Raw genomic sequence first — 16,253 nt, 5'->3', positions numbered from 1 at the left:
TTTTGATTGCTTATATTGTTTTGCTGGCGACTCACGGCTTTTCTCGTTAAACAAACTAGCGTCAGAATGACTAAAACAAGCCGACACTAGTGTCATAAAAATGATTAATAAATTATTTACTTATCCAAAACGACCTAACATACTTATTATCAATTATCAGTCAAGATTGAGCGCAGTGTATCAATCAGGCGCATATTTTCTTCTGCTACCCCTACTGTGATACGCAGCCAATGAGGTAAGCCATAGCTCTCTAATGGACGGACGATAACACCCTGCTCTAGCAATGCTTGATGAATAGAAGCAGCGGTGATGTCTTCCATCTCAACGGCTATTTCTACCATAATAAAGTTGGCATGCGACTTAATGAAACCCAACCCTAATGCGTCAAACTGCTTTTCTAACCAGCGCATTTGCTCATCATTCATCAGACGAGTTTTTTCGATAAAGTCTGAGTCAGCAAGTGCCGCCGCCGCCGCCGCTAAAGCCACCCTACTCACGTTAAATGGCTGACGGATTCGGTTGAGTAAGTCCGCGACAGCCACTGAGCTAAGCGCATAACCGACACGTAAACCCGCCAGTCCATAAGCTTTGGAAAAAGTGCGCACGATGACGACATTATCAAATTCATCTAACAACGCCCTATTATTACTTTCAGGGCTATATTCGATATACGCTTCATCTAATACCACCAATACCGAGCTTGGTATACTAGCCATAAATGCTCGTAACTCTTGAGGCTCAAGCTGCGTGCCAGTTGGATTATTAGGATTGGCGATAAAGACTATTTTAGTATTGGGGTTGTCTTGAACCGCTTGACTCATTGCTTTTAGATCATGCCCAAAGCGATGGGCAGGCACTTCTATACCTGTGGCCCCTTGTATTTTAGCCAACATCGCATAAACGATAAAGGCATATTGACTGTAAACGATAGCATCGTCAGCACCAGCAAAACTACGCGCTAAAATATCAAGCAAATCGTCAGAGCCATTACCCAAAGTAATCTGCTCCACACTGACATCATTGAAGTCAGCCAGCGCTTGTTTTAGATAGTAACCGTTGCCATCAGGATAACGTGCCAACTGACCCAATTGCTCAGTAATCGCTAGCGTGACGTGCGGTGAGCAGCCTCTTGGGTTTTCATTACTGGCAAGTTTTACCACATCTGAGACGCCATACTCACGCGTTAACTCTTCAATCGGCTTGCCCGTTTGATAAGGCACTAGCTCTAAAATACTATCGTAGGCAGGTACAAGCGGTGATAAATTTGACTCTACTGAATGAGATGACGGCATGATTTATCCTTAGATATGATTTTGGCAAGTGATGTGAGCCATTCGGCGCTATATCGTTGGTTCAATTTCAAAGCGAGTCAAGGGCAACCAAGGCAACCGAGTGCAGATGATTATGTGATACTTCACGCAAGGTAAACGCCATGACTCTTTTACAGTAGAGGGACTATAGCACTGCTTTTGGATAAGAACCTAGAACACGCACATCTTTTACCAATGGACGGATATCAGCGATAGCAGCGCTGACGTTTGGCTCGTCAATATGACCATTCATGTCGATGAAGAATACGTATGCCCACTTATTCGGACGCTCAGGACGGGTTTCGATACTGGTCATCGACACGCCATGATAAGACAAAGGCTTCAAAATCTCGATCAATGCGCCCGCTTTGTCATGTGCTGATACGACGATAGACGTTTTATCCTGACCTGATGGCGCAATCGCTTCATGACCGATGATAAGGAATCGCGTGGTATTGCTCGGGTTGTCTTCGATATTTGAATATAGCTTATGTAAGCCATATTCTGCAGCAGCCACATCACCGGCGATTGCCGCTGAATGCCATTCATTTTTCAAGCGGCGGGCAGCTTCGCCGTTGCTCGATACCGCCACGCGCTCGACATTAGGATAATTGACATCGAGCCAATGACGACACTGCGCTAGTGACTGCTGATGCGAGTAAATACGGCTTAAACCATCAAGTTTGGTATGTTCTGCGACCAAGAAATTCTGATGAATCGGCAGCTCAACTTCTCCAATTATCTTTAAGGTAGAAGAAAGAAAACCATCTAACGTATGGTTAACCACACCCTCAGACGAGTTTTCGACTGGCACCACACCATACATCGCTGTGCCTGCTTCAACTTCACGGAATACATCAGTGATGGTGGTCATTGGCACGGTATCAGCGGCTTTACCGAAATGCTTGAGCGCAGCAGCATGAGTAAAAGTGCCTACTGGTCCCAAGAAAGCAATGCGCTGCGGTGCTTCTAAGTCGAGACAGACCGACATGATTTCACGGAACAACCGCGCCATTTTGTCATCAGCGATCGGACCTGTGTTGCGTTCCATCACCGCTTTTAGCACTTGCGCTTCACGCTCAGGGCGATAAAAAATAGGATTGCTATTGTCGGCAGTCGGGTTATTGACAATGTGCTGTTTCTTTACTGCGGCCACTTGCTGAGCCAACTTGGCACGGTTATTAATCAGTGTCTGGATTTCGCAGTCTACTGTATCAATACTTTGGCGAATATCGTCCAAAAATGCTTTTTCAGTTGCAGTATCGTTAGCCCCTGCGATGGCTTGATTTAGCTTATCCATGTTTTGCTCTGATGACTGCTCACTCATTACCGCCTATCCTTTTTCTAAAATTATTACTGAGTTTTTTACTAGTTAGGTACTGCTTTTTTAACTTTGAAGGCTTCAAGTATTTCTAATTATCGACAACCAATCATTTCATTATTGAATCAGCACTCAATGACGGTCAAAGGTATCAAGCATACTAGCAATGATATTCGATAGAAATCACACTAAATAGCAGGCAGCCTCTCAAAAGCACCCTGCACGGCGAGCGCTATCGTCTACTATTGCCGTATGTTAGTCACACACACCAGCATGCAAATGTAGCAGCCAGATCGCTGACCCGCTCTACTATAACAAAAACTATCGACAGTGCCCATGTGTAAATGCGCGTAAATTCGTCAATATTGGCAAACAGAGGCAATATGGCAGCGACGTACGGTAAAACTATGGGGGAACATCCACTCAAAACTATGTTACAGTCTAAAACTGATAGCAAATAGCACTATAAACAAGAAAATTACCACGTAACTGAACACAATCTGTTTTTGATCAAAAAGGATATATGATGAGCGCATTACAACAGCTTCGTACCATGACCACCATTGTCGCTGATACTGGCGACCTTGCCGCCATTGCGCGCTTAAAACCTATCGATGCGACCACCAATCCAAGCCTCATTACTAAAGCACTCCTCCATCCTGACAACCAAGGCATGCTGTCAGAAACCATGAGTCGTCATAGTGGCAATATAGATGCAGTGATTGACGCGCTGACCATTCAGGTTGGCTGTGATATTTTAGAGCTTATCCAAGGCCGCGTCTCTACCGAAGTGGATGCTCGTTTGTCTTATGACACTCAAGCAACGATTGATAAAGCATTAGCGTTTATGGAAGCTTACCAAAAAGCAGGGGTTAACTCAGAGCGCGTATTAATTAAGATGGCCGCGACATGGCAGGGTATTGAGGCAGCACGCTATCTTGAAACTCAAAATATTCACTGCAATTTAACGTTGTTATTTGGACAACATCAAGCGATTGCCTGTGCGGATGCTGGCGTGACATTGATATCGCCTTTCGTTGGTCGTATTTTAGACTGGCAAAAACGCCAACAAAATCGTCAAAACGTGCCCGATTCTGATGATATGGGCGTGCAGTCTGTGAAGCGCATTTATCAATACTACAAGCAGCATAACTATAATACGCAAGTGATGGGCGCAAGCTTCCGCTCGACTGAACAGATATTGGCGCTAGCAGGGTGTGATCTATTGACCATTGCGCCTGACCTTATCGACGCGCTGGCAGCGATGGATACTGAGGTGATACAGCAACTGTCACCTAGCATGTCATTAGATGTGGCTGACATGAAACGCGTGAGTCTAACGCGAGAGGAATATAGTAGCGCCTATCAACAAGACACGGTTACACAAGATTTATTACCAAAAGGTATCGATGGCTTTATTGGTGCTCGTGATGAGCTTGCTCAGATGTTAGCAGCGATGCGTCATTGATATGAGCGTCGAGCGTTATAAACAGTGATGAGTATGATCAACACTTTACAAACCTCAGTCGCAGGTCATAAAAGAAATTTGCCTGCTAATAGTAAGTTGGCTATCATGGCTCACTTCTCACAACAAGAAGCAAGGCTTGATTATGAAACGGCTATCAGTGTTATTAGTGGGTGGTGTTCTAGCAGTCAGCACGCATGCAGTGAACTGGTCAAAAATATCAGAAAGTCCTACTGGATCAATTTTTAGCTTAGACTTAGACTCTATTGAAAGCTCCGACATCAATATCATAGACGAAAAAAGTGTCGAAAACATCACCGTATCTATCCGCAGAACATACCCTGCACAAAAAGATGAAACAAAAGTAGATAAGGAAGGTAAAGAAAAAGCGATTCATCATAGCGATCAGCAATTGCTCATCTCTTGTAAAGACGCCAGTTACTATAGACGCGCTTACGTTAACTATGATGCCAATAACAAGGTATTAGAATCTTGGCAATCAGAAAAACCCATATTAACCACCAAAGATTTTAAGATAACCAAGCCAAAAACGATTAGTCGCATGCTAATAGAACAGGCGTGTAAAACTTACCTTACCAGCAAGACAAGCAACGTACGTTAAGACAAACCAAATACAGGCAATCAAAAAAGCGCGCTAAACTCATTCAGCGCGCTTTTTTGATTGCTTCATTTCACGCTATTCACTAAGCGTTGCCAGTTTTAAGCCTTTAAGACCGTATAGACAGGCACTGGAAATTCGCCATGCAAATCAACCAAATCTAGCAATACTAACGCCCCCACTACAGTATGATCTGCCGATTTACACAACTCATAAGCGGTGGTTAAAGTACCGCCTGTGGCTAAAATATCATCGACCAATAGCACGCGCTCAGGCGGTAGATTGTTTTGCATCTCAAGCGTGTCTTTACCATATTCTAGAGCATACGCTTTATTGGCAACGGGCGGTGGCAGCTTACCGGGTTTACGTAGCAAAATCATCCCTTTGCCCAATCGACCTGCAAGCAAACTTGCAAAGACAAAACCACGCGCTTCAACTGCCCCTAGACAATCTACCTCATCCATCACGCCTTCAGGCAGTGCGGCGAGCAATGCATCTATCACCTCATTAATATGACTGCGCAGTAACGGCGTAATATCATAAAAATCAATGCCGACTTTCGGGAAGTCTGGTACTGTGCGAATCACTTGCCAAAAGGGATGATCCGTATTGAGCTTATTAGACGACTCATTTTCGACATTTTTAGATGTAGCGGCAGCATTAATGCTCATGGTAACCCTTAGCTTATATGACTTAGATAATGTAATTTAGATAATAATATATCAACGATAAATGATGGCGAATACTGTGAATTTAGCGGCGCTTATTATAACATAATTGATAGAAATATCGCAGTTGCGCACGTAAGCGTACAGGTGCTTACTGACAGACAGAAGACCTAAACCCCTTGATAAAAACCAATCAATCTCAATATACAAGTGTAAACTTAACGACGAAAATCACGGTTATATGCTAAACTATGTGCGCTTTTACAGTCTCATCTAACGGCTATGATTGTAAATATGAACGTCAAAAACACCCTGTAACACGGATTATAAACACTGATAATGCTCGATAGGACTATTTATGAAACGTTATGAATGTATCGTCTGCGGCTGGATATATGATGAAGCACTCGGCTGTCCCGAAGAAGGGATTGCCCCAGGCACCAAATGGGATGACATCCCTGATGATTGGACCTGCCCAGAGTGCGGTGTGGGCAAGCTTGATTTTGAGATGCTTGAGCTGTAATAGACGACCCTCTAATTAGGACACTTCATGACAACATCGAATGACATCAAACCATCGGCAACCCTACCAGAAGACTTAGGTGGCTACCCTACTCCTGAGTGGCAAAAGTTTGGCGCGCACCAATGGCGAGACTCTGACCTTAGCAAGCATCTGTATCAATCAATGATTGATATCGGCGATGGCATTGAGCTGTGTGTTGAGGCAGGTGGCAATCCTAATAATCCACCACTGCTCATGATTATGGGACTTGGCTCACAGATGATATTTTGGCCAGATAATTTTATCAAGCGCCTTATTGATGCCGGGTTTTTTGTCATTCGTTTTGATAATCGTGATATTGGTCTGTCTTCTAAAGTGCAGATTGATGGACTACCGCGTATCAGTCAGCTAAAAATGATGATGCGCCTGCAAACCGGGTTGTCCAATAAAGGTACGCAAGTTGCTTATAATTTAACGGATATGGCAGAAGATACCGCTCGTTTGATTAAAGCATTGCAGTTGGGCAAAACCCATCTGATTGGCGCTTCGATGGGCGGCATGATTGCGCAAATCGTAGCGGCACGTTATCCAAGTCTAGTGCAGCGTATGGCGTTGATGTTTACCACGACCAACCGTGCATTTTTAAAACCACCAAAACCTAAGCAGCTATATACCCTGATCAACCGCCCTGAAAGTCATTCTGAGCGCGATATCGTGCGTCATAGTGTGTGGTTTATGAAGACAGTCGGTACGCCTGGGCATGTCAACGTACGTATGGTGCGTGAAATTGCCAAATTGCGTTATCAGCGCAACTTTCATCCGCTCGGCACGGTACAACAGCTCAATGCTATCTTGGCGTCAGGCTCTATTAGCCGGTTTAGCAAGCAAGTCAAAGCACCGACTATCGTACTGCATGGTAGCGCAGATGGACTACTGCCCGCCTCACAAGGTCGCGTGGTTGCCAAGACCATTCCGAATGCCAAGTTTCATTTAATCGAAGGCATGGCGCATGATATTCCTGAATACTATCAACCTTATATGGTTGATTTAATCAGCAATCATTTATTAGACGAATAGTTTTAGTTGTCACACAATCCATAAAAAAGAGCGTAAATCCTACTATTGATTCATAGGGTTTACGCTCTTTTTTATGCTGGTATTTTACCTAGATCATGTAAGTCTTTAGATTTGGACGCGCCGCTTAATCACAGCCTACTCCTGTGCCCTCCTTATCGATACACATTTTATTGCCGTTTTTTAGATTACCAATCCACGCTTTACCACCAGTAAAGGTAAAGGCGGGTTTGCCTTGATAAAGATCACCAGCCGACACACCGCTATTGGCAAAGCGAAAAGGAATCACCAACTCGCCACCAAGATTAACAAAGCCCCAGTTTTCATCGATACGTACGCCCGCCAAGCTTTCGGCAAAGGGACGCACCTCGTCAAAAGAATAGGTAATCATGGTCACATTATTATCATCGATAAACCCCCATTTGCCATCTTGCTGACGCGGTTGTAGCATCGTAAAGCGATTGGGAAGTGTCTGGTTGGATGAGGATGCATTGCCATTAGCGCTGGCAGGTGCTCGTGGCGTCGTGGATTGCTCGTTGTTATTACCACTTGGGTCACTGGTCGTTTTGCCGTTTTCATCAATCCAACTGATCGCTTGATTTTTACGTACACGGGCGATACCATTTTGGTAATCATCAATATCACTAATCGCGGACGAAAACGGCACGATGGTTTTATTACTAGTAGTAATGACCCCATATTTACCATCCTGCTTTACCACGATACGCCCATTAGAGACGGGACGCGCCCAACCCTGTCCTTCTTTAAGCACATCATACATCGCAGGCACTACTTCACGACCTTGCATATTAAGATAACCGACATGACCATTGCGCAGTACAGGCAGTAAACCTGCCGATATCTTACTGGCATCGACTTTTTGATAACGTGATAAATCAACGACGCTTTTGCCCTTACTATTAATCAGAGCAACTGGCGCGCCGAAATCTTTTGTTGCCAAAAAATAGCCGCTATTTGCCGTACAAGCCACGTTTTTATAATAACTTTTTGGAATTTTGCAACTGGCCGCTTGTACGTTTGGCGCCATAAATAGCGTACTAGCAAAGATGGCGATAGCAAAACCAGATATCAATGGTCGTTGTTGTAGGGATAATGAACGTCGCAACATAGATGAACCTAGGCTAATGGGATTTAAGTACTTGAGGTAAAGACTAATAAGAAACTATCCTGTTTTATTGTGCCACTACAGTGATTATAAACCACTAGATTAGCAAATAGTGATATCCACGCCAACATCGTTCCTGTAAGGATGTCTCCACCATATATTCGTATTGTTATAGAGATTTTCTTATATGAGTGAAGCTTAAGGTCATCATTGATTTTATACCTAGCATATACAGAGATAAAACCTGATACAGCAATAATAAATCAAACAATAAGCATAAATGATGGTTTGACCATTTCATTTTAGCGTCAAAACCTAGACAATACGGCTTGTATTAGCGTCAGTATTCATTGGCGTCATCGTTGATACAGTAAGATAAAATAATAATACGGATATAAGGACATTGTATGGCGATTGCTTCTTCACGCTCTGCCTCTACTGGGTTGGTCATTGGTTGTATTATCTTTGGTTTAGGTAGTTTGATTGTCGCTCACGTTGATATTGGCGGTTGGGCAATGGCATTTTGGCGCTTGGCTATTTCAGGTGTCGTATTCGCTGTATTGGCCAAAATCATGGGACAGCGTCTACCCCGCTCAAGGCGCGCTATTTTTTATGGTTTATTATCAGGTGTCTTTTTAGGCTTAGATCTGGCGCTCTGGCACGAGAGTATTTATGCGGTTGGTCCTGGCATCTCAACGTTACTGAATAGCCTACAGATTTTCTTTTTAGCCGCCATTGGGTTCTTATATTTTAACGAACGCCAATCTATATTGCAGCTTATCAGTTTATTTTTAGCCATGTTTGGTGTGGCCATGATAGGCAGTCCTGAGTTTGCGCATAACAGCGCCGCCACTTGGGGGTTCATCACTGGTATCGTCTCAGGGGCAATGCTAGCGGCATCGATGACCTTTATCCGTAAGACCCATGATACTGAACCCACACCCATATTTATGCTGATGCAGCTGATTAGTATCGGTGGTGTATTGGCGATGATTATTCCTATGTTTGTGTTTGATATGGGTCATATTTTGCCAAACACTTGGTCTGAAATTGGCTGGGTGCTTATCTACGGCACAGTGATGCAATGCTTGGCGTGGGGTTTAATTGCTTATTCCATTCCTAAGCTGTCTTTGGCGTTAACTGGGTTATTATTATTATCAGAACCGATTGCCGCATTGGTCATTGATTATAGCTGGCTGGACAAACCGATTAATAGCTTACAGTGGAGTGGTGCTCTGTTGACCATGTTTGCAATCTATTTGGGTTCACTGAAACCTAAGCCGCGCGCCCTACGACGTTATCGGTTTTTCTCAAAATTTTACAAGCGAGACTACAAGTAGCTTTTATTCTGCACTTGTTGCCACTCCATAAAAAGCGCCCATGCTATCGGTAGCATGGGCGCTTTTTATGGAATGAATATGCTGTTACCATCATTATCTGATAGGTATAAAACCTCAGCAGCATAAAAGCGGGTTACTTAGCCAATGATTGATGAGCGGCCTTCGCTTCAGATCCTTGATTAAATAACGCATTTAAGACAATCGCTGCCAAAGTCGCCGTACCGATACCGCCCAAATCAAAGCCGCCTAAATGCAAACTAAAGTTACCCGTACCCATAATAACGGTCACGGCTGCGATAATTAGGTTACTGTTTTTACTAAAGTCGATACGACTGTCTATCCAAATTTTGACCCCTGCAATAGCAATCAAACCAAACACCACGATGGACGCACCGCCCAATAAAGCGGCTGGTATCGTCTGAATTATGGCACCAAATTTTGGTGATAGCCCCAATAAAATAGCTACCACACCTGCCACGACAAATATTGTTGTGCTATATACCTTAGTCACCGCCATCACACCGATGTTTTCAGCATAAGTCGTCACACCAGTGCCACCAAATCCTGCTGAAAAAGTGGTTGCCAAACCATCAGCAAAAAATGCTCGACCCATATAAGGCGTGACACGAGCTTTGGTCATACCTTCAACAGCCTTAAAATGCCCTAAGTTTTCAGCCACCAAAATAAAGGCCACAGGCGCAATCAGAATAATAGCACTCATCTCAAAGCGAGGCGTATGGATACTAGGTAAGCCAAACCACGAAGCAGCTGCCACGCTACTAAAGTCAATCGCTGCGCCAAAACCCATGACGTTGGTCATGATAAAATAGGCAAAATAGGATAATATTAAACCAACCAATAATAACAGACGACGCAGCATACCGCGTGTAAAAACAGCCACACCACTGATGAGTAATACGGTCAAGGTAGCCATCCAAGCATCAAACTGATTGGCAGACACCCCTTGAATGGTCACTGGCGCTAAGTTGAGACCAATAATCATCACGATAGCACCAGTAACGATAGGCGGCATCAAACGCTCAATCCAGCCAGTACCCGTTTTCATCACCAGCAGCCCAATTAACGCATAAATGATACCGCAAGCCATGATGCCGCCCAAAGCGACATTCAAATTACCATTGAACCCTGCGCCTGCATAAGCTGTCACAGCGATAACGGGACCAATGAAAGCAAAACTTGAGCCCAAATAGCTCGGCATGCGCCCACCAGTGATCATAAAGAACATCACCGTACAGATACCTGACATCAAAATGGCCAAGTTGGGATCAAAGCCCATTAACAGCGGCGCAAGCACGGTCGCACCAAACATCGCAAAAGTATGCTGTACACCTAATAGCACGCTTTTTGACGGTGGCAGATATTCATTGATACCGACTGGATCACGATCTAAATCGCCTTGATATGGACGCCATGTCGGAAACCAGCGTCCATTTTCAAAGTCTGGATTATACGGAGGACTGATCGCCGCAGCCTCTAATCCAGGTTCAGCAGATGGTGCTTGAGCGCTGTTTTCTAAAGGCGAGGAAGGGTCTTTTTGAGAGGGCATACACGCTTGTCCTATGTAAACTGGGCTAAAATAATAGACAACAGTAAATGAAAAATAAAAATTGAGTTAAATCAGGGCATCAATCGGCAAGAATATGTGGCTAGAAATTACGATAACGAGTAAAATCCGCATCTTTTCATTTATAATATGTCGCCCTGATTCATTCATTTATGTTGCAATATGGCAAACCAAAAGTATTATTTGGTATGATGACCATGTTTTGGTAGATGTATGTGGTCGGATATGTTTAACTAAAAAATGGTTATGGTCGCTTATGACTCAGTGTATTCTGCAGCGACAATAAACTTACAGGATGTTACATAGCCATTAGCTCCGAGCATGATAGCGGAGTTTCAAAACAAATAAAAGTTATTATTCAATCACCATTTTTCCTCTTTTGCGTTAATACTTCCATGGGCGGTGCTTCCTCTACACCTTTGTCGGTGCTATAAGCGAGAGCTGCCTGTTATATTCTCAATGAAAGTGCCTAAAGCAGCTATATAACATGTTAGTGCACTTAAAAAACTTGGTAAGTTATTATGATTAGTGTTTTTGATTTATTTAAAATTGGTATTGGCCCATCAAGCTCACACACGGTAGGACCCATGGTCGCCGCCAATCTTTTTTTGGGCTCATTAACCAAGCAAACAGAGCTGACGGCTATTACAGGCGTTGAAATTGAGCTTTATGGCTCTTTGGCAGCCACAGGCAAAGGGCATGCAACCGATACTGCTATATTGTTAGGGCTGCTTGGGCATGCTCCTAGTACGATCGATACCCGTTTGACCAGTCAATATTTGTCGCCGATTTTTTCAGACAAACAGCTCAATATAGCAGGCACGCATGTTATTGCCTTTGAGACAGAGCGCGATATTCACTGGTATGACGAAACCGTTTTGCCCTACCATCCTAATGCCTTGACTATCCGTGCATTATTGACCGACGGCAGTCATTATCAACAAACCTATTATTCGGTAGGTGGCGGCTTTGTTATCAATGAAGAAGATGCCACCAATCCGGATGAAGATAACGCCACACCGACCATTGACGCCATTCCTTACCCCTTTAATAGCGCCGCAGAATTGCTGGAGCAATGTCGTCAACACCACTTAAGCGTTAGTGAATTGGTATTAGCAAATGAATGTCATTACCGCAATCAATCAGAAGTTTTTGCTTATTTAGACTCTATTTGGGAGTCAATGCAGGACTGCGTGACGCGAGGCTGTCAAAACAGTGGCATATTGCCTGGAGGCTTGGATGTAAAGCGCCGTGCCCAAGCATTACATCTACAGCTGTGCGCCGAGAAAAACCAACCCATTACCAAAAATGACAAACTCGCTGCCATGGATTGGATTGATTTATATGCCTTAGCGGTCAATGAAGAAAATGCCAATGGCGGAAATGTCGTCACTGCCCCCACCAACGGTGCAGCAGGTATTATTCCTGCGGTGATGCATTACTATCGTGACTTTTTATCAAGCTATAGCCAAGATGGTGCACGCAAGTTTTTGTTAAATGCGACTGCTATTGGCAGTTTAATCAAACAAAATGCCTCCATCTCTGGCGCTGAAGTTGGTTGCCAAGGTGAAGTTGGTTCTGCTTGTGCCATGGCAGCTTCTGCCTTGGCAGAAATTTTAGGCGGTGATCCAGCTAAATGCCTTAATGCGGCCGAAATTGGTATCGAACATAACTTAGGTCTGACATGCGACCCTGTAGGCGGTCTAGTGCAAGTGCCTTGTATCGAGCGCAATGCCATGGGCGCCGTCAAAGCTGTCAATGCGGCGCGACTTGCTTGCCGTGGTAATGGACAGCACTTTGTCTCTTTAGATAAAGTGATTGAAACCATGAAAGTCACTGGTGCGGATATGCTAGATAAATACAAAGAAACCTCACGAGGCGGTCTTGCCGTTTATGCAGACAATCGCATCCCTACTGCCACTCATGGCGTCAGTGTAAAATATAGTCAGTGCTAACATAACGATTGTTTAATATAGCTTATCCTGACATCACATTCCCAAGTATTTGCTGAAATAAAAAAGACCCCTAATACAGAATTAGAGGTCTTTTTTATTTTGGTTAAATATGCTCGTTAACTAGACATACTCAATGATTCATTACTCAGCTGTTTTTGAAACCACTTCGTTTAGAATCCAAACTGGCTTAGCCATGTTAGTATTTTCATCCATCATTACTTCTTGGCGAACGTCTAGAACATAACGATAGTTTGGCTCATAAGTGAAGCCCTGAATATTGCCGTTTAAAGGTGTGTAGTTTTTCTGATAAGTCTGGCGATACTGTAGGCATTCTGCTTCAACCTTAGTACCCTCAGCTGTTGACAGCTCACAGACAGCTTTCAGTGGTGCTACTTCTATTTCAAAACTTGGAATGTTAACCACTTTAACATTCATAGGTTGCCCATCGACAACCATCGTACGTTCGTTATCCATACCCATGGTAGAGCAACCTGACAGGGCAAAGGCGGTCATTACTGCTGCAAGTACTAATTTTTTCATTATTAAATCCTCAGTTAATTGTTATAAATACATTATTGATGGTTTGAGATTATTATTTTGGACACATCATGCTGGTAAATATATTTTAAAAATATCAGTCAATTTTTGCGATGGGTGTAATACTACTGTCAATATTGAGCCGAGCAAGAATATTCGCTTCGTTTAGCTTTTTCACTTCATTTAGCTTTAGCGAATAAACCTATTACGTCTCAATAATGTCGTCTATTGTTCGTTTACTGAGACCAGTATAGAGCGCAACTCGTCTTCTGCTCTATAACTGCTTTGTAAAGTAACGTCAGCTTTTGCAACTGTTGTTAATCGCGCGTATTGAATAGTAGAGTAAATTGATACTGAGAAAAATTTACACATCAAAAAGCCAGAGTGATAGTCACTCTGGCTCAGTTATTCATTAAAAAGTATTTTACTTAGCTGACAGTGATAACCCTTAACTACGATAATCCGCATTAATTTTGACGTAGTCATAGGACAAATCACAAGTATAAACCGTATCGCTAGCATCGCCGCGAGCAAGATCGATATGAATGGTAATCTCAGGGCGACTCATGACGGTCTTACCTGCCGCTTCCGTATAACTAGGGGCGACACCACCATTCTGGCAAATCATGACTTCATCTAGATAAACATCCACTTGTTCCGTATCCAAGTCTTCGATACCAGCATAACCCACTGCCGCTAAGATACGACCCCAATTGGCATCGCTAGCGAAAAATGCGGTTTTGACCAACGGTGAATGCGCGACCGCATATGCCACATCGCAGCACTCTTGCGTTGTTTTGCCACCAGTGACGTTGACGGTCATAAACTTGGTAGCACCCTCGCCATCACGTACGATTAATTGCGCCAGACGGACAAACACCTCGGTCAAAGCCGAAAATATAGCCTGATAATGCGGATGTTCTGGACTATCAATGATATCTGAGCTGGCAGCACCCGTGGCGATCAACACACAGCAATCATTGGTTGAAGTGTCGCCATCGACAGTGATGCGGTTAAAAGACTGCTCATTAATGGCACTTAGCATCTCTTGTAATAGGTCAGCAGCGATATTGGCATCAGTTGCCACATAACCCAGCATGGTTGCCATATTAGGGCGTATCATGCCTGAGCCTTTCGACATACCCGTTATATGATAGCTAACACCCGCCACGTCGATTTTTTGGCTAGCGAGCTTCGGAATCGTATCTGTGGTGCGAATACCATTCGCCGCGGCAAGCCAATTATCAGCCCCCAAATTGGCAAGTGCATTATCTAAGCCCGCGATGACCGCATCGCTATTTAATGGCTCGCCAATGACACCAGTCGAGAATGGCAATATTGCATTACTATCCACGCCAGCCTTACTCGCCAGAGCGGCACAGATATCAACGGCGCGACGTTTGCCATCAGCACCCGTCCCAGCATTAGCATTACCTGTGTTAGTGACCAAATAACGCGGACTCATCTTGGCAAAATGCTCACGCAACACCCGTACAGGCGCAGCACAAAAGGTGTTTTTGGTGGTCACAACCGCAGTGGTCGCGGTATCAGCGATCTCAATCACTACTAAATCATCTCGGTCTTTATAGCGTACGCCTGCGGCAGTGGCGCTTAGCTTGATTCCTTCGATAGGATAAATAATATCAGGTACTGCAACATTTCCGACTGCCATGGTTTAATCCTTATTGTAAAATTTTATCATTATTTATAACAGATGATGCGGTAAATACTAAGATGCGTTGAGCGTTCACCATGACGCTACTGCTGGTGAAGTATCAAACGCGACCTATATAAATATTACCGTTTTTTTAAATCAAATGCCGACCAAATTGGCGCATGATCAGACGGTTTTTCCATCGCCCGTAGCTCATAACTAATCCCAGCATCAACACAGGCCTCAACAAGATCCGAGCTGCACAAAATATGATCGATACGCAAGCCACGTTTCGGCTCATCATTGAACCCACGGCTGCGATAATCAAACCAGCTATATAGCTCTGTGCTCTCTGGATAATGTAAGCGATAGGTATCTGTCAGCTCGCGTGACATCAGCGCCGCATACCACTCGCGTTCTTCTGGTAAAAACGAGGTCTTTCTATTTTTCAACCAGCGCTTAGCATTGACGTCGCCAATGCCAATATCAGTATCTTCTGGAGCAATATTCATATCACCCATGATTATGAGCGAGCGACCTTCTGCTTTTAGGGTATCGATATACGCCATTAAATCTGCATAATAAGCCCGCTTCATCGGAAATTTAGTCGGATGGTCTTGGCTCTCTCCTTGTGGAAAATAGCCATTAAGCACATCAATTTCACGACCGTCAAATTCATATCGTGCATGAATAAAACGCTTCTGTGCCTCGACCTCTTCACCAGGAAAACCCTTTTGCACAAATATAGGTGCAACCTTGGATAGTAGCGCCACACCATAATGGGCTTTTTGCCCAAAGTACTCTACGTGATAGCCCAGACTCTCTATGTTTTCTAGGGGGAATTGCTCATCATGTACTTTGGTTTCCTGTAGACCCATCACATCAGGATCGATCACTTCTCGCACGGCCTCAAGCTGATGTTGACGAGCGCGAATACCATTGATATTAAAACTGACAAAACGGGTCATAAATTATCCTATACTAATTGATGAAAATACGGTGCTAATATAAAGAAATGGGCCATGAAAATGCATAATCCACTATCATAACAGACGTCGACCGACCTAACTGTTGCGCGCCCTGATATCTTAAGCTAG

General features: G+C 43.9%; 14 protein-coding genes. 6 read left to right on the top strand and 8 right to left on the bottom strand.

Annotated features, from left to right (window positions below; translation table 11 throughout):
* Positions 1-149: 149 nt before the first annotated feature.
* Together hisC and pheA are read right to left on the bottom strand one after the other, a co-directional pair.
* Positions 150-1,292 (bottom strand): histidinol-phosphate transaminase, encoded by a 1,143-nt coding sequence (hisC, locus tag JMW64_RS06480; RefSeq protein ID WP_201553744.1) that lies wholly within the window; start codon positions 1,290-1,292, stop codon positions 150-152.
* 163 nt (positions 1,293-1,455) lie between these two features.
* Positions 1,456-2,637 carry a prephenate dehydratase gene (gene pheA, locus JMW64_RS06475; RefSeq protein ID WP_045455471.1) on the bottom strand — a complete coding sequence of 394 codons (1,182 nt, stop codon included), beginning with the start codon at positions 2,635-2,637 and terminating at the stop codon, positions 1,456-1,458.
* 520 nt (positions 2,638-3,157) lie between these two features.
* Between pheA and JMW64_RS06470 the strand changes: the two genes are divergently transcribed.
* Together JMW64_RS06470 and JMW64_RS06465 are read left to right on the top strand one after the other, a co-directional pair.
* Positions 3,158-4,099, top strand: coding sequence for a transaldolase (locus JMW64_RS06470; RefSeq protein WP_201553743.1), 942 nt, complete (start codon positions 3,158-3,160; stop codon positions 4,097-4,099).
* A gap of 142 nt (positions 4,100-4,241) precedes the next feature.
* Entirely contained in the window at positions 4,242-4,718 is a 477-nt protein-coding gene (locus tag JMW64_RS06465) for a hypothetical protein (protein WP_055124106.1), read from the top strand.
* Between the two features lie 98 nt (positions 4,719-4,816).
* Here the strand turns inward: JMW64_RS06465 and JMW64_RS06460 are convergent, their stop codons facing one another.
* A complete protein-coding gene (locus tag JMW64_RS06460; protein ID WP_055124107.1) occupies positions 4,817-5,386 on the bottom strand; it encodes an adenine phosphoribosyltransferase in 570 nt (189 codons plus the stop codon).
* A 355-nt stretch (positions 5,387-5,741) separates the two neighbouring features.
* Here JMW64_RS06460 and JMW64_RS06455 point away from each other — a divergent pair, with 355 nt between their 5' ends.
* Both JMW64_RS06455 and JMW64_RS06450 read left to right on the top strand, forming a co-directional pair.
* A complete protein-coding gene (locus JMW64_RS06455) occupies positions 5,742-5,906 on the top strand; it encodes a rubredoxin (RefSeq protein WP_011280463.1) in 165 nt (54 codons plus the stop codon).
* A gap of 27 nt (positions 5,907-5,933) precedes the next feature.
* Positions 5,934-6,962, top strand: coding sequence for an alpha/beta fold hydrolase (locus JMW64_RS06450; protein WP_201553742.1), 1,029 nt, complete (start codon positions 5,934-5,936; stop codon positions 6,960-6,962).
* 124 nt (positions 6,963-7,086) lie between these two features.
* Here the strand turns inward: JMW64_RS06450 and JMW64_RS06445 are convergent, their stop codons facing one another.
* Entirely contained in the window at positions 7,087-8,088 is a 1,002-nt protein-coding gene (locus tag JMW64_RS06445) for a WG repeat-containing protein (RefSeq protein ID WP_201553741.1), read from the bottom strand.
* A gap of 404 nt (positions 8,089-8,492) precedes the next feature.
* On the opposite strand from JMW64_RS06445, the gene JMW64_RS06440 reads away from it, so the two are divergent.
* Complete coding sequence (locus tag JMW64_RS06440; protein WP_055124111.1) at positions 8,493-9,425, top strand: DMT family transporter; 933 nt, start codon at positions 8,493-8,495, stop codon at positions 9,423-9,425.
* A 133-nt stretch (positions 9,426-9,558) separates the two neighbouring features.
* On the opposite strand, the gene JMW64_RS06435 is transcribed toward JMW64_RS06440, so the two are convergent.
* Positions 9,559-10,992: a solute carrier family 23 protein gene (locus tag JMW64_RS06435; RefSeq protein WP_227694089.1), complete on the bottom strand. Its 1,434-nt coding sequence runs from the start codon at positions 10,990-10,992 to the stop codon at positions 9,559-9,561.
* A gap of 539 nt (positions 10,993-11,531) precedes the next feature.
* Between JMW64_RS06435 and JMW64_RS06430 the strand changes: the two genes are divergently transcribed.
* A complete protein-coding gene (locus tag JMW64_RS06430; protein WP_087815291.1) occupies positions 11,532-12,965 on the top strand; it encodes an L-serine ammonia-lyase in 1,434 nt (477 codons plus the stop codon).
* A 141-nt stretch (positions 12,966-13,106) separates the two neighbouring features.
* Here the strand turns inward: JMW64_RS06430 and JMW64_RS06425 are convergent, their stop codons facing one another.
* From JMW64_RS06425 to xthA, 3 genes are all read right to left on the bottom strand, one after another.
* Positions 13,107-13,505, bottom strand: a complete 399-nt coding sequence (locus JMW64_RS06425) for a DUF4377 domain-containing protein (protein ID WP_055124114.1) — start codon at positions 13,503-13,505, stop codon at positions 13,107-13,109.
* Between the two features lie 445 nt (positions 13,506-13,950).
* Positions 13,951-15,174, bottom strand: a complete 1,224-nt coding sequence (gene argJ, locus JMW64_RS06420; protein ID WP_201553740.1) for a bifunctional glutamate N-acetyltransferase/amino-acid acetyltransferase ArgJ — start codon at positions 15,172-15,174, stop codon at positions 13,951-13,953.
* A gap of 125 nt (positions 15,175-15,299) precedes the next feature.
* The gene (xthA, locus tag JMW64_RS06415; RefSeq protein ID WP_201553739.1) at positions 15,300-16,124 is read right to left on the bottom strand and encodes an exodeoxyribonuclease III; all 825 of its coding nucleotides are present in this window, start codon (positions 16,122-16,124) and stop codon (positions 15,300-15,302) included.
* Positions 16,125-16,253 lie beyond the last annotated feature (129 nt).

The sequence above is a fragment of the Psychrobacter immobilis genome, assembly GCF_904846065.1.
GTDB classification, from domain to species: Bacteria; Pseudomonadota; Gammaproteobacteria; order Pseudomonadales; family Moraxellaceae; genus Psychrobacter; species Psychrobacter immobilis_H.
Note: the sequence above shows the minus strand (reverse complement) of the source record. Positions and strands in the feature narration are given on the sequence as shown.